At 72.0% G+C, this 25,891-nt stretch carries 21 protein-coding genes; 17 read left to right on the forward strand and 4 right to left on the reverse strand.

The features are described 5' to 3' along the window. Nucleotides 1–131: 131 nt before the first annotated feature. The 3 genes from ASF96_RS15260 to ASF96_RS15270 all read right to left on the reverse strand — a co-directional run bounded on the left by ASF96_RS15260 (nucleotide 132) and on the right by ASF96_RS15270 (nucleotide 3,356). The gene (locus ASF96_RS15260; protein ID WP_055940686.1) at nucleotides 132–1,058 is read right to left on the reverse strand and encodes a PDR/VanB family oxidoreductase; all 927 of its coding nucleotides are present in this window, start codon (nucleotides 1,056–1,058) and stop codon (nucleotides 132–134) included. 22 nt (nucleotides 1,059–1,080) lie between these two features. After that, nucleotides 1,081–1,707: an MSMEG_1061 family FMN-dependent PPOX-type flavoprotein gene (locus ASF96_RS15265; RefSeq protein ID WP_156458899.1), complete on the reverse strand. Its 627-nt coding sequence runs from the start codon at nucleotides 1,705–1,707 to the stop codon at nucleotides 1,081–1,083. 164 nt (nucleotides 1,708–1,871) lie between these two features. Further along, nucleotides 1,872–3,356: a PucR family transcriptional regulator gene (locus tag ASF96_RS15270; RefSeq protein ID WP_055940689.1), complete on the reverse strand. Its 1,485-nt coding sequence runs from the start codon at nucleotides 3,354–3,356 to the stop codon at nucleotides 1,872–1,874. A 73-nt stretch (nucleotides 3,357–3,429) separates the two neighbouring features. On the opposite strand from ASF96_RS15270, the gene ASF96_RS15275 reads away from it, so the two are divergent. From ASF96_RS15275 to ASF96_RS15325, 11 genes are read left to right on the forward strand one after another with little or no spacing between them, the layout of a single operon-like run. Beyond that, nucleotides 3,430–4,542, forward strand: a complete 1,113-nt coding sequence (locus ASF96_RS15275) for a DUF917 domain-containing protein (protein WP_055832995.1) — start codon at nucleotides 3,430–3,432, stop codon at nucleotides 4,540–4,542. Beyond that, the gene (locus ASF96_RS15280) at nucleotides 4,539–6,119 is read left to right on the forward strand and encodes a hydantoinase/oxoprolinase family protein (protein ID WP_055832998.1); all 1,581 of its coding nucleotides are present in this window, start codon (nucleotides 4,539–4,541) and stop codon (nucleotides 6,117–6,119) included. Before ASF96_RS15275 ends, ASF96_RS15280 begins: the two co-directional genes overlap by 4 nt. A 54-nt stretch (nucleotides 6,120–6,173) precedes the next feature. After that, nucleotides 6,174–7,760 (forward strand): ABC transporter substrate-binding protein, encoded by a 1,587-nt coding sequence (locus ASF96_RS15285; protein WP_055940602.1) that lies wholly within the window; start codon nucleotides 6,174–6,176, stop codon nucleotides 7,758–7,760. Between the two features lie 4 nt (nucleotides 7,761–7,764). Beyond that, the gene (locus ASF96_RS15290; protein WP_082509749.1) at nucleotides 7,765–8,808 is read left to right on the forward strand and encodes an ABC transporter permease; all 1,044 of its coding nucleotides are present in this window, start codon (nucleotides 7,765–7,767) and stop codon (nucleotides 8,806–8,808) included. A gap of 3 nt (nucleotides 8,809–8,811) precedes the next feature. Beyond that, on the forward strand, nucleotides 8,812–10,584 hold the full coding sequence (locus ASF96_RS15295; RefSeq protein ID WP_055940604.1) for a dipeptide/oligopeptide/nickel ABC transporter permease/ATP-binding protein: 1,773 nt from the start codon (nucleotides 8,812–8,814) through the stop codon (nucleotides 10,582–10,584). Then, complete coding sequence (locus ASF96_RS15300) at nucleotides 10,581–11,351, forward strand: ABC transporter ATP-binding protein (protein WP_055940608.1); 771 nt, start codon at nucleotides 10,581–10,583, stop codon at nucleotides 11,349–11,351. The genes ASF96_RS15295 and ASF96_RS15300 overlap by 4 nt, the downstream gene beginning before the upstream one ends. An 8-nt stretch (nucleotides 11,352–11,359) precedes the next feature. Then, nucleotides 11,360–13,123: a helix-turn-helix domain-containing protein gene (locus ASF96_RS15305; RefSeq protein ID WP_055940611.1), complete on the forward strand. Its 1,764-nt coding sequence runs from the start codon at nucleotides 11,360–11,362 to the stop codon at nucleotides 13,121–13,123. Beyond that, nucleotides 13,116–14,519: a hydroxymethylglutaryl-CoA reductase, degradative gene (locus ASF96_RS15310; protein WP_082509751.1), complete on the forward strand. Its 1,404-nt coding sequence runs from the start codon at nucleotides 13,116–13,118 to the stop codon at nucleotides 14,517–14,519. Before ASF96_RS15305 ends, ASF96_RS15310 begins: the two co-directional genes overlap by 8 nt. Beyond that, nucleotides 14,516–15,493 (forward strand): hydroxymethylglutaryl-CoA lyase, encoded by a 978-nt coding sequence (locus ASF96_RS15315; protein ID WP_055940617.1) that lies wholly within the window; start codon nucleotides 14,516–14,518, stop codon nucleotides 15,491–15,493. Before ASF96_RS15310 ends, ASF96_RS15315 begins: the two co-directional genes overlap by 4 nt. Next, on the forward strand, nucleotides 15,490–16,719 hold the full coding sequence (locus ASF96_RS15320; protein WP_055940619.1) for a CaiB/BaiF CoA transferase family protein: 1,230 nt from the start codon (nucleotides 15,490–15,492) through the stop codon (nucleotides 16,717–16,719). The genes ASF96_RS15315 and ASF96_RS15320 overlap by 4 nt, the downstream gene beginning before the upstream one ends. Beyond that, on the forward strand, nucleotides 16,716–17,522 hold the full coding sequence (locus ASF96_RS15325; protein WP_055940622.1) for a hypothetical protein: 807 nt from the start codon (nucleotides 16,716–16,718) through the stop codon (nucleotides 17,520–17,522). The genes ASF96_RS15320 and ASF96_RS15325 overlap by 4 nt, the downstream gene beginning before the upstream one ends. Nucleotides 17,523–17,714: 192 nt before the next feature. On the opposite strand, the gene ASF96_RS15330 is transcribed toward ASF96_RS15325, so the two are convergent. Then, the gene (locus ASF96_RS15330) at nucleotides 17,715–18,278 is read right to left on the reverse strand and encodes a flavin reductase family protein (RefSeq protein WP_055833010.1); all 564 of its coding nucleotides are present in this window, start codon (nucleotides 18,276–18,278) and stop codon (nucleotides 17,715–17,717) included. Between the two features lie 238 nt (nucleotides 18,279–18,516). Between ASF96_RS15330 and ASF96_RS15335 the strand changes: the two genes are divergently transcribed. From ASF96_RS15335 to ASF96_RS15360, 6 genes are all read left to right on the forward strand, one after another. After that, nucleotides 18,517–19,503 (forward strand): ABC transporter substrate-binding protein, encoded by a 987-nt coding sequence (locus ASF96_RS15335; protein WP_055940627.1) that lies wholly within the window; start codon nucleotides 18,517–18,519, stop codon nucleotides 19,501–19,503. Between the two features lie 139 nt (nucleotides 19,504–19,642). After that, entirely contained in the window at nucleotides 19,643–21,217 is a 1,575-nt protein-coding gene (locus ASF96_RS15340) for a sugar ABC transporter ATP-binding protein (RefSeq protein ID WP_055833013.1), read from the forward strand. Then, nucleotides 21,214–22,239 (forward strand): ABC transporter permease, encoded by a 1,026-nt coding sequence (locus ASF96_RS15345; protein ID WP_055833015.1) that lies wholly within the window; start codon nucleotides 21,214–21,216, stop codon nucleotides 22,237–22,239. Before ASF96_RS15340 ends, ASF96_RS15345 begins: the two co-directional genes overlap by 4 nt. Further along, nucleotides 22,239–23,258, forward strand: coding sequence for an ABC transporter permease subunit (locus ASF96_RS15350; protein ID WP_055940630.1), 1,020 nt, complete (start codon nucleotides 22,239–22,241; stop codon nucleotides 23,256–23,258). The genes ASF96_RS15345 and ASF96_RS15350 overlap by 1 nt, the downstream gene beginning before the upstream one ends. 52 nt (nucleotides 23,259–23,310) lie before the next feature. Then, entirely contained in the window at nucleotides 23,311–24,843 is a 1,533-nt protein-coding gene (locus tag ASF96_RS15355; RefSeq protein ID WP_055833020.1) for a sugar ABC transporter ATP-binding protein, read from the forward strand. After that, on the forward strand, nucleotides 24,836–25,849 hold the full coding sequence (locus ASF96_RS15360) for a LacI family DNA-binding transcriptional regulator (RefSeq protein WP_055833022.1): 1,014 nt from the start codon (nucleotides 24,836–24,838) through the stop codon (nucleotides 25,847–25,849). Before ASF96_RS15355 ends, ASF96_RS15360 begins: the two co-directional genes overlap by 8 nt. The last annotated feature ends 42 nt before the right edge of the window (nucleotides 25,850–25,891 follow it).

The raw sequence follows: 25,891 nt of genomic DNA on the forward strand, positions 1-25,891 counted from the left end.
CCGGGCGACGGGCCAGTCGTCGCGCGGGGCCGTCGCGTGCGGACGCTCGGCGATCCGGTGCGTCGCGCCTCGGCGCGTGCGCGAGCGCGATCCCCGCGCCCGGTCGACGCGTTCCCGCCCGCGCGGAGCGTTCAGGCGTTCAGGACGAGCGTCTCTCCCGCACGAGCGCGCGAGACGCACGGGTAGATGATGCGGGAGTCGTCGTCGACCGTCAGCGAATCGCGGTGGTCCACCGCCCCATCCAGCACGGGCACGGCGCACGAGCCGCAGACCCCGCGCAGGCAGGAGCCGTTCATCGGCACCCCGGCGCCCTGGAGCGACTCGAGCAGCGACCGGGTCGCGGGCACCTCGACGGTCACACCGGACCGGGCGGCGGTGGCGGTGAAGGCCTCGTTCGGCCCGAACTCCCGCTTCCGGGGCTCGAAACGCTCGAGATGGATGCCGGACCCCTCGGGCAGTGTCGGGCTCAGCGCCCAGAGCGCGTCGACGAACGACGCCGGCCCGCACGCGTAGACGTCGGTGCCGGGGGCGATCCCGCCGACGACCGCGTCGAGGTCGAGACGCCCCCGCTCGCGGCTGACGTGGACGGTGGCGCGATCACCGAGGGCGGCGATCTCGTCGGCGAAGGCGACGCCGTTGCGCTCCCGGGCGACGACGATCATCCTCCAGTCGGCGTCGACGGCGGCGAGGTGACGGGCCATCGACAGGATCGGCGTGACCCCGATCCCGGCGGCCAGCAGCAGGTACGCGGGGGCCTCGCCGAGCTCGAACAGATTGCGGGGCGGGCGGACCCAGACGGTGCTGCCCTCGCGCAGGAACGCGTGGATGTAGTGCGAGCCGCCGCGCGACAGTTCCTCGCGGCGCACGGCGATGCGGTACGACGCGGTGTCGGCGGGGTCACCGCACAGCGAGTACTGCCGCTCGTGGCGTGTGATCAGCTGCAGGTCGATATGGGCGCCGGGGTTCCAGGCGGGGAGGGGGGATCCATCGACGTTCTGCAGGCGGATGCTCACGATGTCGGGCGTCTGGCGGATGATCTCGCGGACCACCAGGGGCATCAGTCCCTCGCGGCTGCGCACCTCAGTACAGCGCCCGGTAGGCGCCGGACATCGCCTCGTCGATGACGTCGCCGACCGCGGCATCCCATCCCGACGTGCTCGCCCAGATCTGGCCCGAGGTCGGCACCTGCGTGGCCAGGTCCTGCATGTCGGCGTCCCAGATCCCGCCGCGCAGCAGAGCGCGCCCGCAGTGAAGGTACACCTGCTCGATGCGCAGCACGATCGCGAGGTCGGGCACGGTGTGGTCCTGCTCGAGGGAGCGCAGCAGGGTGGGGTCGTCGGTGACGAACGCGGTGCCGTTGATCCGCAGCGTCTCGCTCATTCCCGGCACGAAGCACAGCAGGGCGGCGTGGCCGTTGTCGACGATGTTGCGCATCGAGTCGGCGATCTTGTTGCCGAGGCGGTCGGGAAGGACGACGGTGCGGTCGTCGATCGCCCGCACGAAACCGGGGTAGTCGCCGCGCGGCGAGCAGTCGCACGTTCCGTCGCGATCGGCGGTGGCGAGGGTGGCGAACGGCGAGTGGGCCAGGAAGCGCAGGCAGTTCTCATCGAGGTGGTCGGTGATCTTCTGCAGCGAGGGACCCTCCGGCTCGCCCAGCGTGCCGCGGATGTCCTCGAGCCCGAGCGCGCGGAAATCGGTGGAGAGCATGTCATCGACGCTACCCCGGGGTCCCTCGAACCTCATCGTCGCCCGGGCACAGGATCACCGGGTCGAAGTGTGCCGTCGGCACAGCGAGCGCCCGGGGGCGAGTGCCCGGGCGCTCGAGGGCCACCGCCCCACGCCGGCGCCGCCATCAGGCCCCGACGCCCTCCTCAGCGCCCCGAGCCCAGCAGGCGCACGCGGCAGGCCAGCTCGACCGCGAAGCGGGTGTCGGGGTCGTCGAGGTCGACCCCGAGCAGCTCGCGCGCGCGTCGGATGCGGTAGCCGACCGCATTGGGGTGCAGGTTCAGCTCGCGCCCGGCCTGCGCGAGCGAATGACGGTGGCCGAGGTACGACAGCAGCGTGCGCACGGCCGTCGTCGCCTTCTCGGGCCCCAGCACGTCGAGCGGGTGGAGGATGTCGTCGAGCAGATTGCGGCTCACCGGCGAGGCGTAGAAGTCGAGCAGCAGACGTCGGAGCCCGGTCACGTCGGTGAGTTCGATGGCATCCAGTCGACCACCGGCGATGGCGGAGTCGGCGGCGACGCGCGCCTCGGCAGCCGATTGCCGCAGACCCGCGGCTCCGGTCTGCGGGGTGCCGAGACCGACCGTGTACGTCCAGTCGTCGCCGATGAGACGGCGCGCCTGGGCCTGCACGCGCGACACGACGTCGCGCAGGCGCCGCTGGTGGTCGCCCGCGCCGTGGTCCTCGCTGCTGACGACGAGGACGTCGTCCTGCAGGAAGGCGATGTGCCACAGCTCGGGGCGGTCCTCGATGAGCTGCAGGGTGAACAGCTCGAGCGCGGCCTCGACGAAGCGCGGGGCGCGCAGCCCCGGGTCGGTGCGGTGCTGCGGACGCATCCACGCCACGGCGTGCGAGAGCTGCAGGGGCAGACCGAGGCGTGCGGCCGGAGCGACGAACCCGTCGACGCGGCCGGCCTCGGCAAGGATCAGCTCGACGATGAGGTCGGCGCGCGACTGGTTCGGGGCGAAGCGGTCCTGCAGGTGCCGCTGCATGGCCCGCGACACGAGCGAGGCCACGACCGGCAGGGCGACGGTGGCGGCGGGATCCGACGTCTCGGCGACCAGCCGGCCGATGGGCACTTCGCCCGCGAAGACGGCGTCGGCGTCGGTCCACGAGGTCGCCAGGTCTTCGCGCAGGCTCACCCGCACGCCCAGGGCGGTGCCCGCGGCGTCGAGGATCGCCGCCACCGCGTCTCCCTCGCCCGCAGCCGCGGCCTGCGTCGCCTTCTCGACCGCGAAGGCCGCGCGGGTCATCGACTCGGCCGCGCCCCCGCTGATCACCCGGTCGATCGCGACGGCGAGATCGGGAGCGGGCGCCGCGAGCGACACGAGCACGGGAACGCCGCCGCGCAGCGCCAGCACGGTCGCGGTCTCGGTCGCCGTGAAGCCCGCGGGCATGACGAGGCCCGCCAGCCCGCGCGCGCTGGCCTGGCGCAGGGCCACGTCGACGAGGTACGGCGCGGGCGGGTCCTCGCCGGCCACGACGGCCAGGGTGCCCGCGGTCAGGCCGGGCAGATCGGCGAGGGTCGACACGTCGACGCGTTCGATCGTCGCTCCGCCCTCGGGGCCGGCGGCGTGCGCGATGCCCAGGCGTTCGGTCTGAGCGAGAAGGTCGGAAGTGGTGAGCTGTGCCACCAGCACAATGTACGCCGATTCCCTGTCTGCTCACCACATTGTCGCTCGCGGGGGCGGTGCTTAGTGTCGTGTCATGGCACTTCCGTCTCCCGTCACGCCGACCGCGGCCCGCGCCCCCGAGCACGTCACGGCCGACGACATCGCCGCGCTCGCCGCGGGCGCGGCGATCTTCGGCACGGGCGGCGGCGGCGCCGTCTACACCTCGCAGCTGACGACCGAGCGCGCGATCCGCGAGCACGGGCCGGTGCGGCTGCTGAGCCTCGACGACCTCGGACCCGACGACGCCGTCATCATGATGAGCGGCATCGGCGCACCGACCGTCGGCATCGAGATGCTCTCGTCGGTGCAGCAGGTCGAGACCCTGCTGCGCGAGGCCGAACGCGTCGCCGGGCGCACGATCACCGCGATCATGCCCGCCGAGATCGGGGGCAGCAACGGCGTCTCGCCCGCCGGATGGGCCGCTCGCCTGGGCGTCGCCCTGCTGGATGCCGACGGCATGGGCCGCGCGTTCCCGGAGGCGACCATGATCTCCACCAACGTCGCCGGCGTCCCGTGCGAGTTCGCGGTGCTCAGCGACGTCGTCGGCAACGTCGTGACCCTGCGCACGGTCGACCTCGGCTGGCTCGAGCGGCACGCCCGCGCCGTCACGGTGGCCGCCGGGGGCATCTGCCTCGGCGCCCATTACCTGCTCACCGCCGAGACGGCCCGCGGAGCGGTCATCCCGGGCACGATCAGCACGGCCATCCGCGTCGGACGCGCGCTGCTGTCGGCGGCCGAGCCGGTGGCCGCCATCGCCGACGAGCTCGATGCCGACGTGCTCATCTCGGGCAAGATCGTCGACGTCTCGCGCCGCACCGAGGGCGGGTTCGTGCGCGGCTCCATCACGATCGCCGGGATCGGCGACGACCGCGGGCGCCTGCAGCGCGTCGAGCTGCGCAACGAGAACCTCGTGGTACTCGAAGACGGCGAGGTGCTGGCGACCGTGCCCGACCTCATCACCGTCGTCGACCTCGAGACCGGTCACGCCATCTCGACCGAGATGCTGCGCTACGGCCAGCGCGTGTCGGTGCTGGCCTGGGCGTGCGACCCCCTGTGGCGCACCGAGCGCGGCCTCGAGATCGCCGGCCCCCGCGCCTTCGGCTACGACCTGCCCTACGTCCCCTTCGAGCGGAAGGACGCGCGATGATCGCCGTTCGCGACCTGTCCATCGGCGTCGACGTCGGCGGCACCAACACCGATGCGGTCGTCGTGGATGCCACGGGGTCGGTGATCGCCTGGACGAAGCAGCCGACCACGGCCGACGTCATCGGCGGCATCCGTGCCGGTATCGCCGCCGTGCTCGCGCAGCTCGCCGAGGACCGCGACCGAGTGTCGCGCGTCATGCTCGGCACCACCCACGCGACCAACGCGATCGTCGCCCGCCGGGGCCTGGACCGCGTCGCGCTCGTGCGGCTCGGGGCTCCCGCGGCCACCGAGTGGCCGCCGCTGACGGGCTGGCCGACCGACCTCAGCACCCAGGTGCTGGCGGGGGCGGCCATGCTCGGCGGCGGGCACATGGTCGACGGCACGCCCATCTCACCGCTCGATCGCGACGGCATCCGGCGGTTCCTCGACGGCCTCGACGGGCGGTTCGACAGCGTGGCGGTGTGCGGGATCTTCGCCCCCTCCTCTCCCGAGCAGGAGCGCGACGTCGAGCAGCTCGTGCACGACCACATCGGCGAGAACGTGCCGGTGTTCCTCAGCCAGGACATCGGTCCCGACGGGCTGCTCGAGCGCGAGAACGCCACGGTGCTCAACGCGGCCCTGCGCGGCGTCGCGAGCGAGGTGACCCGCGCCCTCGTCGACGTCGTCGCCGAGGAGGGTCTCGACGTCTCGACCTTCTTCGCGCAGAACGACGGCACACTGATGTCGCTCGACTACGCCGTGCGCTACCCGGTGCTGACCATCGGGTCGGGGCCGGCGAACTCCCTCCGCGGAGCCGCCTTCCTCTCGGGCGCCCAGAACGCCATCGTCGTCGACGTCGGCGGCACCACGAGCGACCTCGGCGTGCTCGTCGACGGATTCCCCCGCGAATCGACCCTGCCCCGCGACATCGGCGGCGTGCGCACCAACTTCCGCATGCCCGACATCCTCAGCCTCGGCATCGGCGGGGGCACGATCATCGACCCCCGCACCGGTGCCGTCGGCCCGGGATCGGTGGGGTACCGCATCGCCGAAGAGGGACTGCTGTTCGGCGGTTCCACCCCGACGCTCACCGATGCCGCCGCGGCCGCGGGGCACGGCATCCGGGGTCGTTCGCTCCCCCCGCTGTCGGCGGGGCACCGCGACATGCTGGCCCGCGCCCTCGCCCACGCGCACGAACGCATCGAGGAGGCCGTCGAACGGCTGTCGCTCGGCCGCGTCGACCTGCCGCTGATCGTCGTCGGCGGCGGCGCCCAACTCGTTCCCGACGATCTGCCGGGGGCCGGTGACGTGCTCCGCCCCGACCGGGCCGACGTCGCCAACGCCGTCGGAGCGGCCATCTCGCTCGCCGGGGGCCGCGCCGACCAGATCTCCGACGCCGAAGACCGGGATGCCGCGATCGCGGCCGCCTCGGAAGCGGCGATCGCGAAGGCCATCCAGGCGGGGGCCGATCCCCTCGCGGTCGAGATCGTCGACGTCCTCGAGACGTCGCTGTCGTACACGACCCGCCCCACCCTCAAGGTCTCGGTCAAAGCCGCCGGCCCCCTGAGCCATCTCGCCGCACCCATCCCCGCGCGCTGACACCTGCACCACCCCTGCACCACCGTCGCTTCCCCCGAATCAAGGAGCATGGCAATGAAACGCAGCACTCTCGTCCCGGCCGCGGCCGGGGTCGTCCTTCTCGCATTGACACTGGCGTCGTGCGCGGCGCCCTCCGACAGCACCGGGGGAGGGGGCTCGGTCGTCTCGGGCGGCACGTTCGTCAAGGCGATCAGCGACGACCCGGGCGACCTCGACCCGATGAAGGCCGTCTCGCCCGACACCTTCGACGTCGTCACCATCGCCTACGAGTCGCTCATCTACGTCACCCCCGACGGCGAGTACGAACCCTGGCTCGCCGAGAGCTGGACCGACGAGGGCACCTCGGCCACCTTCACGCTGAAGGACGGCATCACCTGCGCCGACGGCTCGGAGTTCACCGCGCAGACCGTCGCCGACAACCTCAACTACAACGCCGATCCCGCCAACGCGACCTTCTCGTACGGCACCGTCATCACCGAGGCCGTGTCAGCCACGGCCGAGGGCAACGTCGTCACCGTGACCAGCACGGTCAACGACCCGTTCCTGGCCGTCAACCTCGGCACGATCATGATGGTGTGCGACGCCGGTCTGGCCGACGTCGCTTCGCTGTCGGACACCACGAACGGCACGGGCATGTTCCAGCTGAGCGAGGCGCGCGCCGGCGACGCGTACGTCTTCACCCAGCGCGACGGCTACACGTGGGGCCCCTACGGCGTCACGAACGAGACCGAGGGGCTGCCCGAGACCATCGAGGCGCGCATCGTGTCCGACCAGAGCACCGTGACCAACCTGCTGCTCTCGGGCGAGCTGAACTCCGGCGTGGTCACCGGCCCCGACCAGGACCGCCTCGAGGGCGCCGGCATCACCTACGCGGGCGTGCGCAACCCGGTCGGTCAGATCCTGTTCAACGAGCGCGAGGGCCGGCCCTTCTCCGACCCGCTCGTGCGCGAGGCCCTCTCGACCGCGATCAATCGCGACGAGGTCGGCCCGGTCATCGCCGGCGCCACGGGTCTGCCCTCCAGCGGGCTCGTCATGAAGACGCCGCTGCTGTGCGTGCAGGACCCGCCCAGCTGGAGCCTGCCGGCCACCGACCTCGATCGCGCCGGCGAACTGCTCGACGAAGCCGGCTGGACCCTCGGCAGCGACGGCATCCGTCAGAAGAACGGACAGCCGCTGAACGTGAAGTTCATCTACGACGCCCCCACCGCCTCGCACGCTCCGGCCGCCGAACTCGTCAAAGAGACGTGGGACTCGCTCGGCGTGGTCACCGAGCTGTCGGCCAACGACGCCGCGGCCTGGTCCGACCAGCTCTACACGAGCTTCGACTGGGACACCGGGTGGGTGCAGATCGGGCCGGGAAGCCCCGTCGTGCTCGACCTCTTCTTCGGCGGAGCGACTCCCGACCAGGGTGGCTTGAACTTCATGTTCGTCGACAACCCCGAGTACAACGCCCTGGCCACCCAGGCCAAGACCGCCACCCCCGACGCCGCGTGCGGACTGTGGCAGCAGGCCGAGAAGGAGCTCATCGAGCGCTTCGACACCTTCCCGGTGATCGACAACATCCTGCCGAATTACATGAGCGGCGCGACGTTCGAGCAGCCGAACTTCCTCAACCCCACCTCGATCCGGATGCAGGGCTGATCCCATGACCGCCACCCCTCCGCCCGTCGTCGCCGACCTGGCCGGCGCCCCCACCGCCGCCCTGGCGGTGCGGGCGGAGGGGCGCGGCCGCGGTCCGCGGCTCTCTCCTCGCGCGGCGTTCCTCGTGCGACGACTGGGGCGACTGCTCGTCTCGCTCGCCGTCGTCGTCGTCGCGTCGTTCTTCCTCATCCACCTCGTGCCGGGCGATCCCGTGCGGGCGGCCCTCGGCATCCAGGCCTCGCCCGAACTGGTCGCGGCCACCCGTGCCGAGCTCGGTCTCGACAAGCCGCTGCCGCAGCAGTTCTTCGACTACGTCGCGCACCTGCTGCGCGGCGACTTCGGGGAGTCGATCCGCACCGGCCGATCGGTCTCCGAGACCATCGGTCAACGTTTTCCGGCGACCGTCACCCTGGGGGTGCTGAGCTTCCTGCTCGCCCTGGTCGCCGCGGTCCCGATCGGCATCGGCGCCGCCGTCGCCCTGCAGCGTCCGGGTCGCAAGGTCGCCGACGCGCTCATCTCGGGCGTGTTGGGCATGCTCATCGCGGTGCCCGGCTTCCTGCTCGCCGTCGGGCTCATCGCCCTCTTCGCCGTACAGCTCAAATGGCTCCCCGCGGCCGGATGGGGGAAGCCCGAGGATGCCGTGCTGCCGGTGCTCGCGCTCGCCCTCGGGCCCCTCGCCTACCTCGCCCGCATCGTGCAGGTCGAGATGTCGGGTGTGCTGGGAGCGACCTACATGACCACCGCGCGGGCGAAGCGTCTTCCGGGGCGGCTCGTCTACCTGCGCCACGCGCTGCCGAACATCATCACCGCCTCGCTCACGGTGAGCGGGCTGCTGCTGAGCGGCATGATCGCCGGCACCGTGCTGATCGAGACGGTGTTCGCGATCCCCGGAATGGGCGGGGTCATGGTCCCGGCGGTCGGGGCGAAGGACTACCCGATCGTGCAGGGGCTCGTCGTGGTCTACGCGCTCATCATCCTCGGCGTGAACCTCGTCGTCGATCTCATCCTGGTGACCGTCGACCCGCGGTCCTCGATCACGGAGGGCTGACCCTTGACCTGGCGCTCACGACTGCTGTCTCCGGCCGGCATCGCCGCTCTTGTCGGCGTCCTGCTGTTCCTGTTCCTCGCGACCGCGGGACCCACGCTCTTCCTCGCCGCGGCCGAGACCTCGAACGTCCCCGCGCGGTTGCTGCCGCCGAGCCTCGCGCACCCGTTCGGCACCGACGACCTCGGCCGCGACATCTTCGCGCGCGTGCTCGTCGCCGCCCGCATCTCGCTGCTGTTGACCCTGGGTGCCACGGTGGTCTCCACGGTCGGCGGCATCGCCTACGGCCTCATCGCCGTGATCCTGCCGCGGCACGCGCGTCGACTGGCCACCGGCCTGCTCGACGTGCTCCTCGCCTTCCCCTGGCTGCTGATGGTGCTGTTCTTCACCGTCATCTGGGGCGCGAGCGCCGTGACGGCGATGCTCGCGATCGGTATCTCGGGCATCCCCTTCATGGCGCGTCTGGTCTACAACCTGGCGTCGTCGGTTTCGGGCCGCGACTACGTGCGGGCCGCCCGCGTCGTCGGCGTCGGGCCGTTCGGCATTCTGGTGCGCCACATCCTGCCCAACATCGCCAACCCGCTGTTCGTCAACGCCGCGGCCACGGCCAGCGTGACGCTGCTGTCGTTCGCGGGGCTGTCGTTCCTGGGTCTCGGTGTGCAGGCGCCCGAGTACGACTGGGGGCGACTGCTGCAGGACGGCATCACCCGCATCTACGTCAACCCGCTCGCCGCCATCGGCCCCGGCATCGCCGTGGTGCTCGCGGGCCTGGTGTTCACCTTCGTGAGCGAGGCGCTCGGCGACGCGCGCGGCGGGGGCCGAGCGGCCGTGGCCCGACGTGCCCTCGGCGCGGTGGCCCCGCTGCGACGCTCCGGGATCGCGGCCGCTCCCGCACGACCGGCGGCGACGGCGGGCGAACCCGTCGCCGAGATCGCCGACCTGCGCATCGCGTTCGCCACCGCCGACGGCGGTGAGGTCGAGCGCGTCCGCGGCGTCGGGCTGCGCATCCTCCCGGGCGAGGTCGTGGGCATCGTGGGCGAGTCGGGCTCGGGCAAATCGCTCACGGCCATGGCTCTCGCGGGTCTGCTCGGCACCGATGCGCGCATCACGACGAGCGCCCACACCTTCGACGGCATCGACATGACCCGCCCGCTCACCGCGGCCGATCGTTCCACGCTCGGTGTGGAGCTCGGCATGGTGTTCCAGGACCCGCTCACCTCGTTGAACCCCGCGCTGACGATCGGCCGCCAACTCACCGAGGTTCCCGAGGTGCACCTCAAGATGTCGCGCGCCGATGCCCGCGCGCACGCCGCCGCCGCGCTCGAGGCCGTCGGGATCGCCGACGCGAAGCGGCGCCTGTCGCAGTACCCGCACCAGTTCAGCGGCGGGATGCGCCAGCGCGCGATGATCGGTCAGGCCCTCACCGGTCGACCGAAGCTCATCATCGCCGACGAGCCCACCACCGCCCTCGACGTCACCGTGCAGCGACAGGTGATGGGCGTGCTCCGCCGGGCGCAGCGCGACACGGGCGCGGCGATCGTCTTCATCTCGCACGACATCGCGCTCGTCTCGGCGTTCTGCGATCGCGTCCTCGTCATGAAGGACGGCCTGATCGTCGAGGAGCTCGACGCCCAGCGCATCCGCGACGACGCCACCCACCCGTACTCGCGCGCGCTGATCGCGTGCCTGCCCGACATGACGTCCGACCGCAGGCGCCCTCTTCCGGTGATCCCGCCGGAACTGGCCGCCGCTGCCCTCGCCGAGGAGGTGGGGGTGTGAACGCCCTCGAGATCGACCGCCTGTCCGTCCGATACGGCCGTGCCACCGTCGTCGACGACGTCTCGCTCGTCGTCCCCGCGGGACGGACGCTGGGCCTCGTGGGCGAATCGGGGTCGGGCAAGAGCACGATCGCCGCGGCCGCGGTGGGCCTCGTACCGCCCGCCGCCGGAGAGGTGCGGGTCGGCGGGGTCGTGGCATCCGGTCGGGGAAGAGACGCACGCGAGGCGCGTCGCCGTCTGCAGCTCGTGTTCCAGGACCCGTTCTCGGCGCTGGATCCGCGCATGAGCATCGGCGAGTCGATCGCCGAGGCCCTCCGCGCGAGCGGGAAGTCCTTCTCTCGCGATGCCCGCGTCGCGCGGGTGCGGGAGATGCTCGGGCTCGTGCACCTCGATCCCGACCGTGCCGGCGACCTGCCCGCCGCGTTCTCGGGCGGCCAGCGGCAGCGCGTCACGATCGCCCGCGCTCTCGCGGGCGAGCCGAGCGTGCTCATCGCCGACGAGGTGACCAGCGCCCTCGACGTGTCGGTACAGGGCTCGGTGCTCAACCTGCTGCGCGAGCTGCAGGAACGCTTCGGCCTGTCGATGCTCTTCATCTCGCACAACCTGGCCGTCGTCCGCTACGTCAGCGACGAGATCGCCGTCATGCGTCACGGGCGCATCGTCGAGTCGGGCCCCACCGAGCAGCTGCTGGCCGCGCCTACCGAGAGGTACACCCTCGACCTGCTCGACGCGGTGCCGGTGCTCGGCGTGCGGATGACGACGGACTGAGCGGTCCCGTGATCCACCCCGACCGGTCCGCGGACGCCGTCGGCAGCGAGGTCGAGGGACTGCGCCGCCGGGCCGGCGAGCTCGCGGCCCTCTACGCCAGCGCGCGCGAGCTGGCCGCGATGCGCGACGCCGACGCCGTTCTCGAGCGTCTCGTCGAGCGGGCGCAGGAGCTGCTCGCCGCCGACGTCGCCTACCTGTCGGAGTTCGACGGCGTCGATGGGGCGCTGCGCGTGCGCGCGACCCGCGGGGCGGTGACGGGCGCGCTGCGCGACCTCGAGGTCCCTCCGGGGCGCGGCCTGGTGAGCGCGATCGCCGAGACCCGGCTGCCCCGGGCGGTGCGGCGGTACGACGCCGTCGCCCCCGAGCGGCACGCCTCGGGCATCGACGCCGCGGTCGAGGCCGAGGGGATCGTGTCGCTTCTGGGCGTTCCCCTGCTCTCGGACTCCGCCGTGCTGGGGGTGCTCTTCGTCGCCGAACGGCACGAGCGCGCTTACACCCCCGACGACATCGCGCTGCTGGCCGCCCTCGCCGCCCACGCGTCGGTGGTGCTGCAGACGGCGGCGGCGCTCGCCGATGCCCGCACGCAGGCGCTGCGCGCCGAGGCGGCGGTGGCCGAGCTGACCGCGCACGTCGCCGCGCGCGACCGCGCCAACCGCGTGCATCGCGAGCTCGTCGACGCGGTGCTGGCCGGCGGCGGACTGGCGCCCGTGGCCGCCACGCTGTCGACGGCGTTGCAGGCGGCCGTGACGATCGTCGACGCCGCGGGGGGCGTGCGCGCGGGGGCCGACGACGCGGCGACCCCGACGGCGGCGGTGCAGCGCGCGCTCGACGACAGCCGCGCCGAGGGAAGACCCATCCGGCTCCCGGATGCCGGGATCGTCAGCGCCGTCGTCGCCGGCGGTCGGGTGTTCGGGGCGATCGTCGTGGGCCCTCCGGCACGATCGCTCGACGAGGTCGACCTGCGCACCGTCGAGCGGGCGGGGCAGGTGGCGGCGCTGCTCGCCCTGTCGGAGGAGGCCGTCGCCGAGGCCGGGCACCGGCAGCGCTCCGACCTGCTGCTCGATCTGGTCACGGCCTCGCCGCAGCGTCGCGCCGACGTCGCGGCGGCCGCGCGGCGCGCGGGGATCGACGAGACGGCCGTGGGGGCGGTGACGGCGTTCGCCGTGCCGGCGGAGCGTCGTCCCGAGATCGCCCGCGTGGTGGCCCGCCGGCTGGGGCCCGCCGCCCTCGTCGGTGAGCTCGACGGCCTGGTGCTGGCCGCCCACGGCGATCCCCTCGACCCCGCCTCGTACGAGGCGGTGCGCTCCCTCGTCGACACCGAGGTGCTGGCCGTGACCGTGCGCGTCGAGTCGGGAGCCCTCGTGCGGGCGGCCGCCGACGTGCGTTCCGCCCTCTCCCTCGCCCAGGCCCTGGGTATCGACGACGCGCGGGTCCCCGCCGTCGACCTGCTGCCGTACGCGGCGACCATCGGTGCCGACCGGCGGGTGCTCGACGCCTTCCTCGACACGATGCTCGGCGCCGTCCGGCGGCACGACGCGTCCCGCGGCAGCGATCTGCTCGCGACCCTGCGGGCCTTCGTGCGCCACGGCGCCAGCCCCACGCGCACGGCGCGGGCCCTCACCTTCCACACGAACACGATCCTCCAGCGCCTCGAGAAGCTCGACGCGCTGCTGGGCGAGGGGTGGCGCGACGACGAGCGCTTCTTCCGCCTGTCGACGGCGGTCCGCCTCGACGAACTGCGCGAGCGGCTGGGGTCGCGCGGCGATGGGTGATCGACGCAGTGGGGGAGTCATCCGGTGTGTCGGCGGTCCATATGCCGCCACCGGGTCTCGTCTTAGCGTCGAAGGGACGCCGCGGTCGACGCGGCGGCATCCCGCCCGCGAAGGAGCCCCCGTGACCACGAACAGCCGCCTCCCGGGCCTCCGCGACCACGAGCCGCTCGATCGACGCGCGCGCGTCGCCGAGGCCGCCGGTCTGTCGGCCGACGACCTCGCGGCCCTCGATCCCCGCGACGGTCTGTCGCTGTCGCAGGCCGACCACCTCGTCGAGAACGTGGTGGGGCTCATCGGCATCCCGGTCGGAGTCGCCACGAACTTCCGCGTCGACGGCGTCGACCGGCTCGTACCGATGGCCACCGAAGAACCCTCGGTCGTCGCGGCCGCCTCGAACGCCGCGCGCATCGCCCGCGAGACGGGCGGTTTCTTCACCTCGTCCACCGGCGACGTGATGATCGCCCAGGTGCAGGTGCTCGACGCCGTCGATCCCGAGGGGACGTGCCTGCGCCTGCTCGAGGCGCGCGACGAGCTGCTCGCCCTGGCCGACGCGCAAGACCCGATGCTCGTCTCGCTCGGCGGGGGAGCGGTCGACGTGTCGGTGCGCACCCTCGCCACCCGCGCCGGGGTGCAGGTCATCCTGCACCTGCACGTCGACGTGCGCGACGCCATGGGCGCCAACGCGGTGAACACGATGGCCGAGGCCCTCGCCCCCCGGATCGCCGAGATCGCCGGAGCCCGCACGCTGCTGCGCATCCTCACCAACAAGGCCGAGCTGCGTCTCACGCGCGCTCGCGCGGTCTTCCCGGCCGACCTGCTCGGCGGGCCGCGCGTCGTGGCCGACATCGTGGCGGCGAGCGCGTTCGCCGAGGCCGACGCGTATCGCGCCGCCACGCACAACAAGGGCATCATGAACGGCATCTCGGCGGTGGTGCTCGCCACCGGCAACGACACCCGGGCGGTCGAGGCCGGATGCCATTCGCACGCCGCTCGCAGTGGCGCGTACCGCGCCCTCTCGCGGTTCGAGCAGAACGCCGACGGCGACCTGGTGGGCACCCTCGAGGTGCCGCTCGCGGTGGGGCTCGTCGGGGGAGCGACGCGCGCGCACCCCGCTGCCCGTGCGGCCGTGCAGCTGCTGGGCGTCGGCTCGGCGCGCGAGCTCGCCGCCGCCATCGCGGCGGTGGGGCTCGCCCAGAACCTCGCCGCGTGCCGCGCGCTCGCCGCCGAGGGCATCCAGCGCGGTCATATGACGCTGCACGCCCGCACGATCGCCGCCAGCGCGGGGGCGGCGGTCGACGAGGTCGCGGCCGTCGCCGCCCGCATCGTCGCCGAGGGCCGCATCCGCGTCGAGGACGCGCGCGAGGTGCTCGCCGAGCTGCGCGGAGCCTCGTCGTGACGAGCCCCGCGCCCCGCTCGTTCCCCCGCGTCGTCGCCCGTGCGGGAATGCCGGCCGAGGTCACCGTCTACGAGGTGGGTCCCCGCGACGGTCTGCAGGCCGAGACCGACGTCGTTCCCACGGCGGTCAAGGCGGAGCTCTGCCGACGCCTCTACGCCGCGGGCGTCACGGCGCTGGAGCTGACCAGCTTCGTCCCGCCCGCGTGGATCCCGCAACTCGCCGACGCGCGCCCCCTCGTGGCGTCGGTCGCCGTCCCCGCCGCGAGCCGCGCGGTGGCCCTCGTGCCCAATCGCCGCGGCCTCGACGACGCCCTCTCCGCCGGGATCCGCGAGGTCGCCGTCGTCGTGAGCGCCACCGAGTCCTTCGCCCGCGCCAACCTCAACACCGACCGCGCCGGGGCGGTGTCCCGGGCGACCGACGTCGTCGCGGCCGCCCGGGCCGAGGGGGTCCCGGTGCGCGGCTACGTCTCCATGGCGTTCGGCGACCCGTGGGAGGGCGACGTCGACCTCGCCGCCGTGGTCGACGCGGCCTCCGCGTTGCACGATTCCGGATGCCGCACCCTCGCCCTGGGCGACACGATCGGGGTCGCCACGGCGGGACACGTCGAGGCGGTCATCGAGGCGGTGGCGGGTACCGGCATCGCGCGCTCCGCCCTCGCCCTGCACCTGCACGACACCTACGGTCAGGCCCTCGCGAACGTCCTCGCGGGGGTGGAGAACGGGGTGACCGAGTTCGACTCCTCGGTCGGCGGCCTCGGCCGCTGCCCCTACGCCCCCGGCGCCACCGGCAACCTCGCCACCGAAGACCTGGTGTGGATGCTCGAGGGTCTCGGCATCCGCACCGGTCTCGACCTCGTCGCCCTCGCCCGCACGAGCGCGTGGCTCGCGGGCGTCCGCGGGCGCCCGCACGTCTCCCGCGTCGCGGCCGCGCTCACCCGCACCGCCCCCGTCCCCCTGGAGGAGACCCCCGCATGAGCATTCCCCTGGCCCCCGGATCCGGTTCCCTCGCGGGCGTGGTCGTGCTCGACCTGTCGCGCGTGCTCGCCGGACCCTACGCCGCGCAGACGCTCGCCGACCTCGGCGCGACGGTCATCAAGATCGAGAACCCCCGCGACCCCGACGTGTCCCGCGGCTTCCCGCCGTACCTCACCCACGGCGACGACGAGTTCAGCGCCTATTACGCGCAGTACAACCGCGGCAAGCTCGGCGTCGGCCTCGACCTCGCCGCCCCGGGCGGCACCGAGACGCTCCTCGACCTCGTGCGACGGGCCGACATCCTGGTCGAGAACTTCCGGCCCGGCACGATGGACAAGCTCGGCGTCGGCTACGACGTGCTGCGCGCGGCCAACCCGCGCCTCGTCTATGTCGCCGTCTCGGGCTACGGCCAGACCGGGTCGCGCAGCCGCCGCCCCGCCTTCGACAACACCGCGCAGGCGGCCGGCGGCATGTGGTCGATGAACGGTTACCCCGGGCAGCCGCCCGTGCGCGTGGGGGTGACGATCGGCGATCTGTCGGCGACGTTGTTCGCCGTCATCGGCACGCTCGCCGCCCTCCGGCACGCGGAGCGCACCGGCGAGGGTCAGCTCGTCGACGTCGCCCAGGTCGACAGCATCCTGGCGCTCACCGAGACCGCCGTCGTGGACTACACCGTGCGCGGGGTCGAGGCCGCGCCGGCGGGGAACGAGCACGCGTGGGTGCGGCCGTACGAGCTGTTCGACTGCGCCGACGGCCAGGTGTTCTTCGGCGCATACACCGACAAGCTGTGGCGCGCGAGCTGCGAGCTGTTCGGGTCGCCCGAGGTGGCCGACGATCCCGAGATCGACACGATGCGCAAGAGGTTCGACGCGGAGGTGTACGCGCGCCGGGTGAAGCCGGTGGTGGCGGGGTGGCTCCGGGACCGCACCAAGGCCGAGCTCGAAGCCCTCGCCGGCGACGTCATCCCCCTCACCGCGATCAAGACGATCGGCGAGGTGGTCGACGACCCCGGCATCGCGGAGCGCGACATGATCGTCGAGGCCGACTACGGCGACCTGGGGGTGCTGCGCATGTTCGGGCAGCCCATCAAGCTCAGCGCCACCCCCGCCACGCCGGCGCGCGTCGCGAACCGCTTCGCCGAACACTCCGATGCCGTGCTGACCGGTCTCGCCGGGTACGACGCCGACCGGATCGCGGCGCTGCGCGCCTCGGGCGCGCTGTCATGAGCACCACCCGCACGCAGGTCCTGGATGCCGTGCCGGTCGAGGCCTTCCGCGGCACGTTCGCCCCCGCCGACCCGGTGCGTGCCGAGGGCGCGACGCTCCCGCCCGGGTGGGAGGGCGTCTTCTTCCCCTTCGCCGTCGCGCTCGACGACCTGCGCCCCGACGGGACGCCCGCGCGCGATGGCATCCTGCCCGAGATCGATCTGCCCCGGCGGATGTACGCGGGCGAGGACACCGTGTTCCCCGGCGTCCTGCGTGTGGGCGACGTCGCGACGCAGACGGCGACCGCGGGCTCGCTCGTCGAGAAGACGGGAGCAAGTGGCCGACTGGTCTTCGCCGACATCGAGCGCGCGATCGCCGTGGGAGGCGAGGTCGTGGTGCGCAGCACCTGGCACGACGTCTTCCTCGGAGCGGCCTCGGGCCCCGCCCGCCCGCCCCGGACCGACCCCGCGGCCGCCGCCGAGGCCGCGTGGATCGACGAGGTCACCCTCGACGCCCGCCAGCTCTTCCGCTTCTCGGCGCTGACGTTCAACACCCACCTCGTGCACTACGACCGCCGCTGGGCGCGCGACGAGGAGGGGCTCGACGACCTGCTCGTGCACGGTCCGCTGCTGCGCATCCTGCTCGTCGACGCCGCGCGCCGTCATGCCCCCGATCGGCGCATCACGGCGCTGCGCGTGCGTATGACCGCGCCGGCCTTCGTCGACTCCGCGATCCGCCTGTGCGGCACCGCCGACGCCTCTCGCGTGGTGGCCCTCGGCCCCGGCGAGGTCGTGCTCGCGACGGCCGAGGTGACCTGGGCCTGACGCGGGTCATCGACGCGTCGCCGCGCCGCCTAACGCTCGCGCGACCGCGCCGCCCGCCGGCCGCCAGACCGCGCCGCCCGCCGCACTCGCGAGCTCACACGCTCCGCTCGAGCGCACACGTGACGGCGTGTGCGCTCGGCGACAACGTGTGTTCTCGCGGCTGACGGCGCACCGCGCGACCGTCGCCCCGGCTCAGTCGTCCAGGCGGGAGTGGTCGCCGAGGCGGTGCCAGGCGCGGTTGTGGTAGACCAGCGCGGCGCCGGACTCGCCGGGTTCGAGGTCGCGTTCGACGTCGACCTGCAGGGCTTGAGCGGCGATGACCGTCGAGCCGCCGGCATCCATGCGGCTCACGATCCGGCACCGCAGCCACGCGCGCACCCCGTGGTACACGGGCTCGCCCGTGGCCAGCCGCGACCAGGTGGAGGTGTCGGCGAAGCGGTCGAGACCGCTCGTGGCGGCCGTTCGCGCGAGCCCGATGTCTTCGGCGTCGAGCAGGTGCACCACGATCGTGTCGGCCGCGATGATCGTCGGCGTCGCGGACGACAGCGCCGAGACCGAGAAGATCAGCAGCGGCGGGTCGGCGCTGACCGATGACACCGACGAAGCGGTCAGGGCGACGGGGCCGTTCTCGCCGTAGGCCGTGATGACCGCGATGCCGCCCGGGTGGCCCCGGAACGCGCGCTTGAAGTCGTCCGCCGAGACGGTGGTGCCGATCGCGGGGGTGCTCTCGTGGTCCCCGTGCGGAAGCGAAGTCATGACTACGACGGTAGGCGCTTACGCGGGGGTCGGCATCGTCGGCGCAACACGGCGAAACCGTCGACACCCCGCCGGGCGGCTCAGTGTGAGGCTTCACATTTATCAATCCGTGACTTTTCGCGGCAGGAAATCGCTTGACACTCCTGGTTGTGTGAGCGCTAACATTCAGCAACGGCTCACCCGAGGGGCTGCATCACATGAACCGGCATCGCAGCCGGCGAAACGAGGAGGTTTCATCATGAAGGCGAACAAGATCATTGCGGGCGTGGCCCTGGTCGGCGCCATCGCATTCACCGCGACCGGCTGTGCCGGCGGCGGGGGCGCGGCGGGCGGTGCCGGTGGCGGCAGCGGCGACACCATCACGGTCGGCTTCGCGCAGACCGGCTCCGAGAGCGGATGGCGCAGCGCCAACACCGAGTCGATGAAAGAGGCGTTCAGCGAGGCCAACGGCTTCAACCTCATCTTCAACGCGGCCGACAACAAGCCCGAGGCGCAGATCGCCGCGGTCCGCAGCTTCATCAACCAGGGCGTCGACGCGATCGTGCTCGCGCCGATCGTCACCGACGGCTGGGACGACGTGCTGCAGGAGGCGAAGGATGCCAACATCCCCGTCGTCCTCGAAGACCGCACCGTCTCGGCATCCGAAGACCTCTACGCCAGCTGGATCGGCCTCGACTTCAAGAAGGAAGGCGAGACGGCCGGCAAGTGGGCCGCCGACAACTTCGGGGACAAGCCCACCAACCTCGTCGTGCTCGAGGGCACCACGGGCTCGTCGGCCGCCACCGACCGCGCCGAAGGCTTCGACTCCGCGATCGCCGGCACCGACATCAAGGTGCTCGACTCGCAGACGGGCAACTTCACCCGCGCCGACGGCAAGACGGTCATGGAGGGCTTCCTGCAGAAGTACGGCTCCGAGATCAACCTGCTCTTCGCCCACAACGACGACATGGGTCTCGGCGCGCTCGAGGCCATCAAGGCCGCCGGCATGACGCCCGGCAAGGACATCCAGATCGTGACGATCGACGCGGTGAAGGACGGCATGACCGCTCTGGCCGCGGGCGAGTTCAACTACATCGTCGAGTGCAACCCGCTCCTGGGTGAGAAGACCGCCGAGGTCGTCAAGAAGGTCGTCGCCGGCGAGTCCGTCGACAAGAGCTACGTCGTCGAGGACCAGGCGTTCGACCAAGAGCAGGCCAAGAAGGTCCTGGACAGCCGCCCCTACTGATCCGTTCGGATCCCGTCGCCGAGCTCCCCCTCGGCGGCACCCCGTCCGATCGCCCCGGCATCGACGGAACATCCTCCCCGGCGTGCGGGGTCGGCGAGTCCGACCCCGCACGCCTCACGATCCGAGAAAGCGATCGAGCATGACAACCGAACGTGCGCCCGTCGTCGCGATGCGCGGGATCAGCATCCAGTTCCCCGGGGTGAAGGCGCTCGACGGCGTCGACTTCACCCTCCACGCGGGCGAAGTCCACTCCCTCATGGGAGAGAACGGCGCCGGCAAGTCCACTCTCATCAAGGCCCTGACCGGGGTCTACGGCATCGACGAGGGCACCATCCTCGTCGACGGCCAGGAGCGGCAGTTCCGCTCCACGGCCGATGCGCAGTCCGCCGGCATCGCCACCGTCTACCAAGAGGTCAACCTCTGCCAGAACCTCACGGTCGGCGAGAACGTGATGCTCGGCGGCGAGATCCGCCGCGCCGGCATGGTCGACTGGAAGGCGACGCACGCCGCCGCGGCCACGCACCTGGCGGGCCTGGGGGTGCACATCGACACCCGCTCGATCCTCGCCAGCCACTCGATCGCCGTACAGCAGCTCGTCGCGATCAGCCGGGCGATGGTGGTCGACACCAAGGTGCTCGTTCTCGACGAACCCACCTCGAGCCTCGACCGCGGCGAAGTCGAGCAGCTCTTCGGCGTCGTCCGCGACCTGCGCGACCGCGGTGTCGCGATCCTCTTCGTCTCGCACTTCCTCGACCAGATCTACGAGATCTCCGACCGCCTCACGGTGCTGCGCAACGGAGCGCTCGTGGGCGAATACCCCATCGCCGAACTCGGTCGCGAACAGCTCGTGGCCAAGATGATCGGCCGCGAACTGGGCGAGTTGGATGCCATCTCGGCCAGCGCCGAACGCCCGATCGACCGGTCGGGCACCCCGGTGCTGCGCGCCCTGTCGCTCGGGCGCAAGAACGCCCTCGAGCCCGTCGATCTCGAGGTCTTCGGGGGCGAGATCGTCGGGCTCGCGGGCCTGCTCGGCTCGGGGCGCACGGAGCTCGCGCGCCTCATCGCCGGCGCCGACCGGCCCGACGGCGGCTCCATCGAGGTCGGTGGCACCGCCACCCGCACCGGGTCTCCGCGACACGCGCTCGACCGCGGCATCGCCTTCTCGTCCGAGGACCGCCGTGCCGAGGGCATCGTCGGCGACCTCACCGTCGCCGAGAACATCGTCCTGGGCATCCAAGCGCGTCGAGGTGCGCTGCGCAAGGTCGGCGCCGCCGAGACCGCGGCCATCGTCGACGAGTACATCACCGCCCTCGGGGTGCGCCCGGCCAACCCCCACGCTCTGATCCGCAACCTCTCCGGCGGCAACCAGCAGAAGGTGCTCCTGGCACGATGGCTGGCCACCGCGCCCGAGCTCCTCCTGCTCGACGAGCCGACCCGAGGCATCGACGTCGGCGCCAAGGCCGACATCCAGCGCAAGGTCGCCGAGCTCGCCGCGAAGGGCCTCGCGGTCGTCTTCATCTCGTCGGAGCTCGAAGAGGTCCTGCGTCTCGCTCAGCGCGTGGCGGTCCTTCGCGACCGTCGTAAGATCGGCGAACTGGCCACCCGAGACGTCGATCTCGATGCGCTGGTGTCCTACATCGCCGAGGGCCAGCCCACCGCCGCATCCCCCACCGCCCCCGAGACACCGTCGTCCGATCGGGAGAAGATCGCATGAAGAAATTCTTTTCGCACCGCCTCGTGTGGCCGATCGCGGCTCTCGTCGCGCTCATCGCCGTCAACACCATCTCGCGGCCGTCGTTCCTCAGCATCACCATGCAGAACGGTCAGTTCTACGGCTCGCTGATCGACATCCTGCGCAACAGCGCGCCGCTCATGCTCGTCGCGCTCGGCATGACCCTCGTCATCGCCACCCGCGGCATCGACCTGTCGGTCGGAGCGATCATGGCGGTGTCGGGGGCCGTCGCGCTGACCGTCATCGAGGCCTCGCCCGAACCGGGCAACCTCGGTGTCGTGTTCACCGCGATCGCCGCCGCGGTGGGCGTCGCTCTGCTGCTGGGGGTGTGGAACGGCTTCCTGGTCTCGGTCCTCGGCATCCAGCCGATCATCGCCACCCTGGTGCTCATGCTCGCCGGTCGCGGTGTGGCCCTGCTCATCACGGGCGGGTTCATCACCACGATCAACAGCGACCCCTACAAGTTCATCGCCGGCGGGTACGTACTGGGCCTTCCCTTCGCCTTCTACGTCTCGATCGTCGCGGTGATCCTCATCGGCGTGATCGAGCGCCGCACGGCCCTCGGCATGCTGACCGAGGCGGTGGGCATCAATCCCGAGGCCAGCCGCCTGGCCGGCGTCCGCTCCCGCGGCATCATCTGGGGGGCCTACATCGCCAGCGGCGCGCTCGCGGGCATGGCCGGCATCCTCTACAGCTCGAACATCATGGCGGCCGACGCCAACGCGGCCGGTCTGTACATCGAACTCGATGCCATCCTCGCGGTCGTCCTCGGCGGCACCTCCCTCGCCGGCGGCAAATTCAGTCTCGCCGGAACCGTGGTGGGCGTGTTCACCATCCAGACGCTGAAGAGCACGATCACCTTCCTCGGCGTCCCGCCGGCGGTCAGCCCGGTCTTCATGGCCGCGGCCGTGCTCATCGTGGTGCTGCTGCAGTCGAGCCGCTTCCGCGCCTACTTCCAGATCCGCTCCCTGACCCGACGTCCCGACGCAAAGGTGCTGTCCTGATGGCCACTCTCACCGAAGAACGACACGGCTCGGCGGCACCGGCGAGCACGTACCGCCGCTTCCTCAGCCGTCACATCTCGTGGGTGCCGGTGTTCGCCGCGGTGATCATCCTCGTTCTGATGATCGCCGGGTCGATGTGGTACTTCCCGAACTTCCAGCTGAACCGCATCATGTCGTCGATCCTGCTCGACAACGCCTATCTGCTGGTGCTCGCGGTGGGCATGACCTTCGTCATCCTCACCGGCGGCATCGACCTGTCGGTCGGTGCGGTGATGGCCTTCACCGGCATCCTCTGCGCCAAGATGCTCGGCGACGGCGTACCCGTCGCCGTCGCGCTGCCGGCGATGGTGCTCATCGGCGCGGCGATCGGCCTGCTCATCGGCATCCTCGTGCAGTTCTTCGACGTGCAGCCGTTCATCGCCTCGCTCGTGGGGATGTTCCTCGCCCGCGGCCTCGCCTTCGTGGTGAGCCTCGAGTCGATCAAGGTCGAGAACGACGGCCTGCTCTGGCTGCAGTCCACGCGCTTCTCGTTCGCGGGCTGGTACATCACCCCCACGGGGATCATCGCCCTGCTCACGGTCGCGCTCGCCGCGTTCGTGCTGCGCTACACCCGCTTCGGCCGCACGGTGTACGCCGTGGGCGGCAACGAGCAGTCGGCGCGGCTCATGGGTCTGCCGGTGGTGCGGGCGAAGCTCTCGGTCTACGTCATCAGCGGCGTGTGCGCGGGACTCGCGGGGATCGTGCTGACGGCCTACTCGGGCGCCGGCTACCCCCTCAACGGCGTCGGCACCGAGCTCGACACGATCGCCGCGGTCGTCATCGGCGGCACGCTCCTCACCGGCGGCAGCGGGTTCGTCGTCGGCTCGATGATCGGCGTCTTCGTGTACGGCCTGATCCGCACCATCATCTCGTTCTCGGGAGCCGAACAGTCGTGGACGCGCATCACCGTCGGAGGCCTTCTGCTGCTGTTCGTGGTGGTGCAGCGCGTGATCGTCTCGCGCTCCGCGCTCAGCCGCTGAATCAGCCGGGTCGTGTTCGCACTCCCGCGTCGGCGCGGGCATGATTGAGCCCATGTCCGCCGTCGCCCCGCCCCTCCTCGAGGTGCGCGGGGCGACGGTGCGTTTCGGCGTCGAATCCGCGCTCGCCGACGTCGACTTCCGACTCCTCCCCGGCGAAGTGCACTCGCTCATGGGCGAGAACGGCGCGGGCAAATCCACGCTGATCAAGGCCCTCACGGGCGCGATGCGTCTCGACGCCGGCTCCATCCTGCTCGAGGGGCACGAGATGCGCTTCGCGTCTCCGGCCGACGCGCAGGCGGTGGGCATCTCGACGGTCTACCAAGAGATCGACCTGCTCCCCAACCTCACCGTCGCCGAGAACATCTCACTCGGGCGCGAACCCCGCCGCTGGGGAGTGATCGATCACCGCGAGATGCGCGCGCGGGCCGAGTCGGCGCTCGCCGCTCTCGGGGTCGACGTCGACCCGGCCTCGGTGCTCTCGTCGCACCCGCTCGCCGTGCAGCAGCTGGTGGCCATCGCCCGCGCGGTGTCGACCGAGGTGAAGGTCCTCGTTCTCGACGAGCCCACCTCGAGCCTGGATGCCGACGAGGTCGCCGAACTGTTCCGCGTCATCCGCGATCTGAAGTCGCAGGGCATCGCGATCGTCTTCGTGTCGCACTTCCTCGACCAGGTGTACGAGATCTGCGACCGCGTCACCGTGCTGCGCGGCGGTCGCCTGGTCGGCGAGTACGGCACGCGCGAGCTGCTGCGCATCGACCTGGTCGAGAAGATGCTCGGCGCGACCGTCGAGACCCTCGCCCCGCTCGGGCAGCGCGAGGTCGAGGCCGCCGACGGGCCGAGCCTGCTCAGCGCCCGCGGTCTGGCATCCGGAAGCCGTCTGCGCGCCGCCGACCTCGACATCGCCGAGGGCGAGGTCATCGGGGTGGCGGGACTGCTCGGCTCGGGCCGCAGCGAGCTGGCTCGGGCCCTCACCGGCGTCGACCGCCCCGACGCCGGCGACCTGCGCATTGACGGCGAGACCGCGCAGCTCGGCAACCCGCGCGAGGCGATCCGTCGCCGGGTGGCGTACTCGTCCGAGAACCGGCGCACCGAGGGCGTCATCGGCGATCTCAGCGTGCTCGACAACATCACGCTCGCACTGCAGGCGCAGCGCGGGGTGCTGCACCGCCTCAGCACCGCGCGTCGACGCGAGCTCGCGATGAGCTGGGTCGAGGCGCTGCACATCCGCCCCACCGACATCGATCGGCGGGTGTCGACGCTGTCGGGCGGCAATCAGCAGAAGGTGCTGCTCGCGCGGCTGCTGGCCCTGTCCCCCCGCCTCATCGTGCTCGACGAACCCACCCGCGGCATCGACGTCGGGGCCAAGGCCGAGATCCAGCGGCTGGTGGGCGAGCTCAGCGACAACGGTCTGTCGATCGTCTACATCTCGGCCGAGCTCGACGAAGTACTGCGCGTCGCGCACCTGGTGGCGGTCATGCGCGACGGCGTGCTCGCGCAGATCGTGCCGGCCGCCGATCTCACCTCCGACGCGCTGCTGGCCCTGGTCGCGGGGCACACGAGCGGGGACGAGGACCTGGGTGGCTGACGACAAGGCCTCGCGCACCGCCAACATCTTCGACGTCGCCCGTCTGGCCGGGGTGTCGCATCAGACGGTGTCGCGCGTACTGAACAACATGCCCAACGTGCGACCGGCGACCCGCGCGCGCGTCGAGCAGGCCATCGCCCAGCTGCGGTACAGCCCCTCGCCCGCGGCGCGCGCGCTGGTCACGCGGCGTACCCGCACGATCGGTCTGGTCACCCCCGGCACGGTCGACTACGGCCCCTCGTCGATCGCGACGAACTTCAACTTCGCCGCCCGCGCCGCGAGGTACAACGTCGACGCGATCAGCTCGCCCCAGAGCGACGTCGCCCCGGTGCGGGCCGCGATCGACGGGCTCCTGAAGCAGCGCGTCGACGCCATCGTGCTCGTCGTCGTCGACACCGAGGTGCTCGCCGCCGTGCAGGCCCTCGACCTCGACATCCCCATCGTCGCCGCGGCCGCCAGCGCCCGCCCCCACCCGCGCCTGGTCGCGATCGACCAGTACCGGGGCGCGCGCGGGGCGGTGCGCCACCTGCTCGAGGCCGGGTACGAGACGGTTCGCCACATCGCGGGTCCGGCCCGCAACCCCGACGCCGTCGAGCGGATCCGCGGATGGCGCGAAGAGATCGCCGCCGCGCGTGCGCAGTCGACGCCGGCGGTGCACGGCGACTGGTCGGCGGCGAGCGGGTACCGCATCGCGTCCGAGGCCGACCTGTCTCCCGGTGAGGGCATCTTCGTCGCCAACGACCACATGGCGATCGGCGTGCTCTCGGCCCTGCGCGAGCGCGGGCTGCGCGTGCCCGAAGACATCGGGGTGGTCGGATTCGACGACGTGCCCGAGGCCGCGTTCGTGTACCCCTCGCTGACGACCGTGCGGCAGGACTTCGCCGCCCTCGGCGAGATCCTCATGCAGAAGGTCCTGCTGCTGGTCGAGGAGCCCGACACCGCGACCGAGAGCACCCCCCTGCCGACCCGTCTCGTCGTGCGGTCGTCGGCGCCTCTCGCGCGCTGACGCCGTCGACCGAGAAGACCCCGGATGCCGAGGCATCCGGGG

The sequence above is a fragment of the Microbacterium sp. Leaf179 genome (genome assembly GCF_001423785.1).
GTDB lineage: Bacteria > Actinomycetota > Actinomycetes > Actinomycetales > Microbacteriaceae > Microbacterium.

Excerpts from the sequence above, each read along its gene's own strand:
- ASF96_RS15350 (WP_055940630.1), top strand. The coding sequence starts at position 22,239 with ATGGCCACTCTCACCGAAGAACGACACGGCTCGGCGGCACCGGCGAGC.
- ASF96_RS15280 (WP_055832998.1), top strand. The coding sequence starts at position 4,539 with ATGATCGCCGTTCGCGACCTGTCCATCGGCGTCGACGTCGGCGGCACC.
- ASF96_RS15345 (WP_055833015.1), top strand. The coding sequence starts at position 21,214 with ATGAAGAAATTCTTTTCGCACCGCCTCGTGTGGCCGATCGCGGCTCTC.
- ASF96_RS15310 (WP_082509751.1), top strand. The coding sequence starts at position 13,116 with ATGGGTGATCGACGCAGTGGGGGAGTCATCCGGTGTGTCGGCGGTCCA.
- ASF96_RS15290 (WP_082509749.1), top strand. The coding sequence starts at position 7,765 with ATGACCGCCACCCCTCCGCCCGTCGTCGCCGACCTGGCCGGCGCCCCC.
- ASF96_RS15355 (WP_055833020.1), top strand. The coding sequence starts at position 23,311 with ATGTCCGCCGTCGCCCCGCCCCTCCTCGAGGTGCGCGGGGCGACGGTG.
- ASF96_RS15275 (WP_055832995.1), top strand. The coding sequence starts at position 3,430 with ATGGCACTTCCGTCTCCCGTCACGCCGACCGCGGCCCGCGCCCCCGAG.
- ASF96_RS15260 (WP_055940686.1), bottom strand. The coding sequence starts at position 1,058 with ATGCCCCTGGTGGTCCGCGAGATCATCCGCCAGACGCCCGACATCGTG.
- ASF96_RS15340 (WP_055833013.1), top strand. The coding sequence starts at position 19,643 with ATGACAACCGAACGTGCGCCCGTCGTCGCGATGCGCGGGATCAGCATC.
- ASF96_RS15320 (WP_055940619.1), top strand. The coding sequence starts at position 15,490 with ATGAGCATTCCCCTGGCCCCCGGATCCGGTTCCCTCGCGGGCGTGGTC.
- ASF96_RS15335 (WP_055940627.1), top strand. The coding sequence starts at position 18,517 with ATGAAGGCGAACAAGATCATTGCGGGCGTGGCCCTGGTCGGCGCCATC.
- ASF96_RS15330 (WP_055833010.1), bottom strand. The coding sequence starts at position 18,278 with ATGACTTCGCTTCCGCACGGGGACCACGAGAGCACCCCCGCGATCGGC.
- ASF96_RS15285 (WP_055940602.1), top strand. The coding sequence starts at position 6,174 with ATGAAACGCAGCACTCTCGTCCCGGCCGCGGCCGGGGTCGTCCTTCTC.
- ASF96_RS15325 (WP_055940622.1), top strand. The coding sequence starts at position 16,716 with ATGAGCACCACCCGCACGCAGGTCCTGGATGCCGTGCCGGTCGAGGCC.
- ASF96_RS15265 (WP_156458899.1), bottom strand. The coding sequence starts at position 1,707 with ATGCTCTCCACCGATTTCCGCGCGCTCGGGCTCGAGGACATCCGCGGC.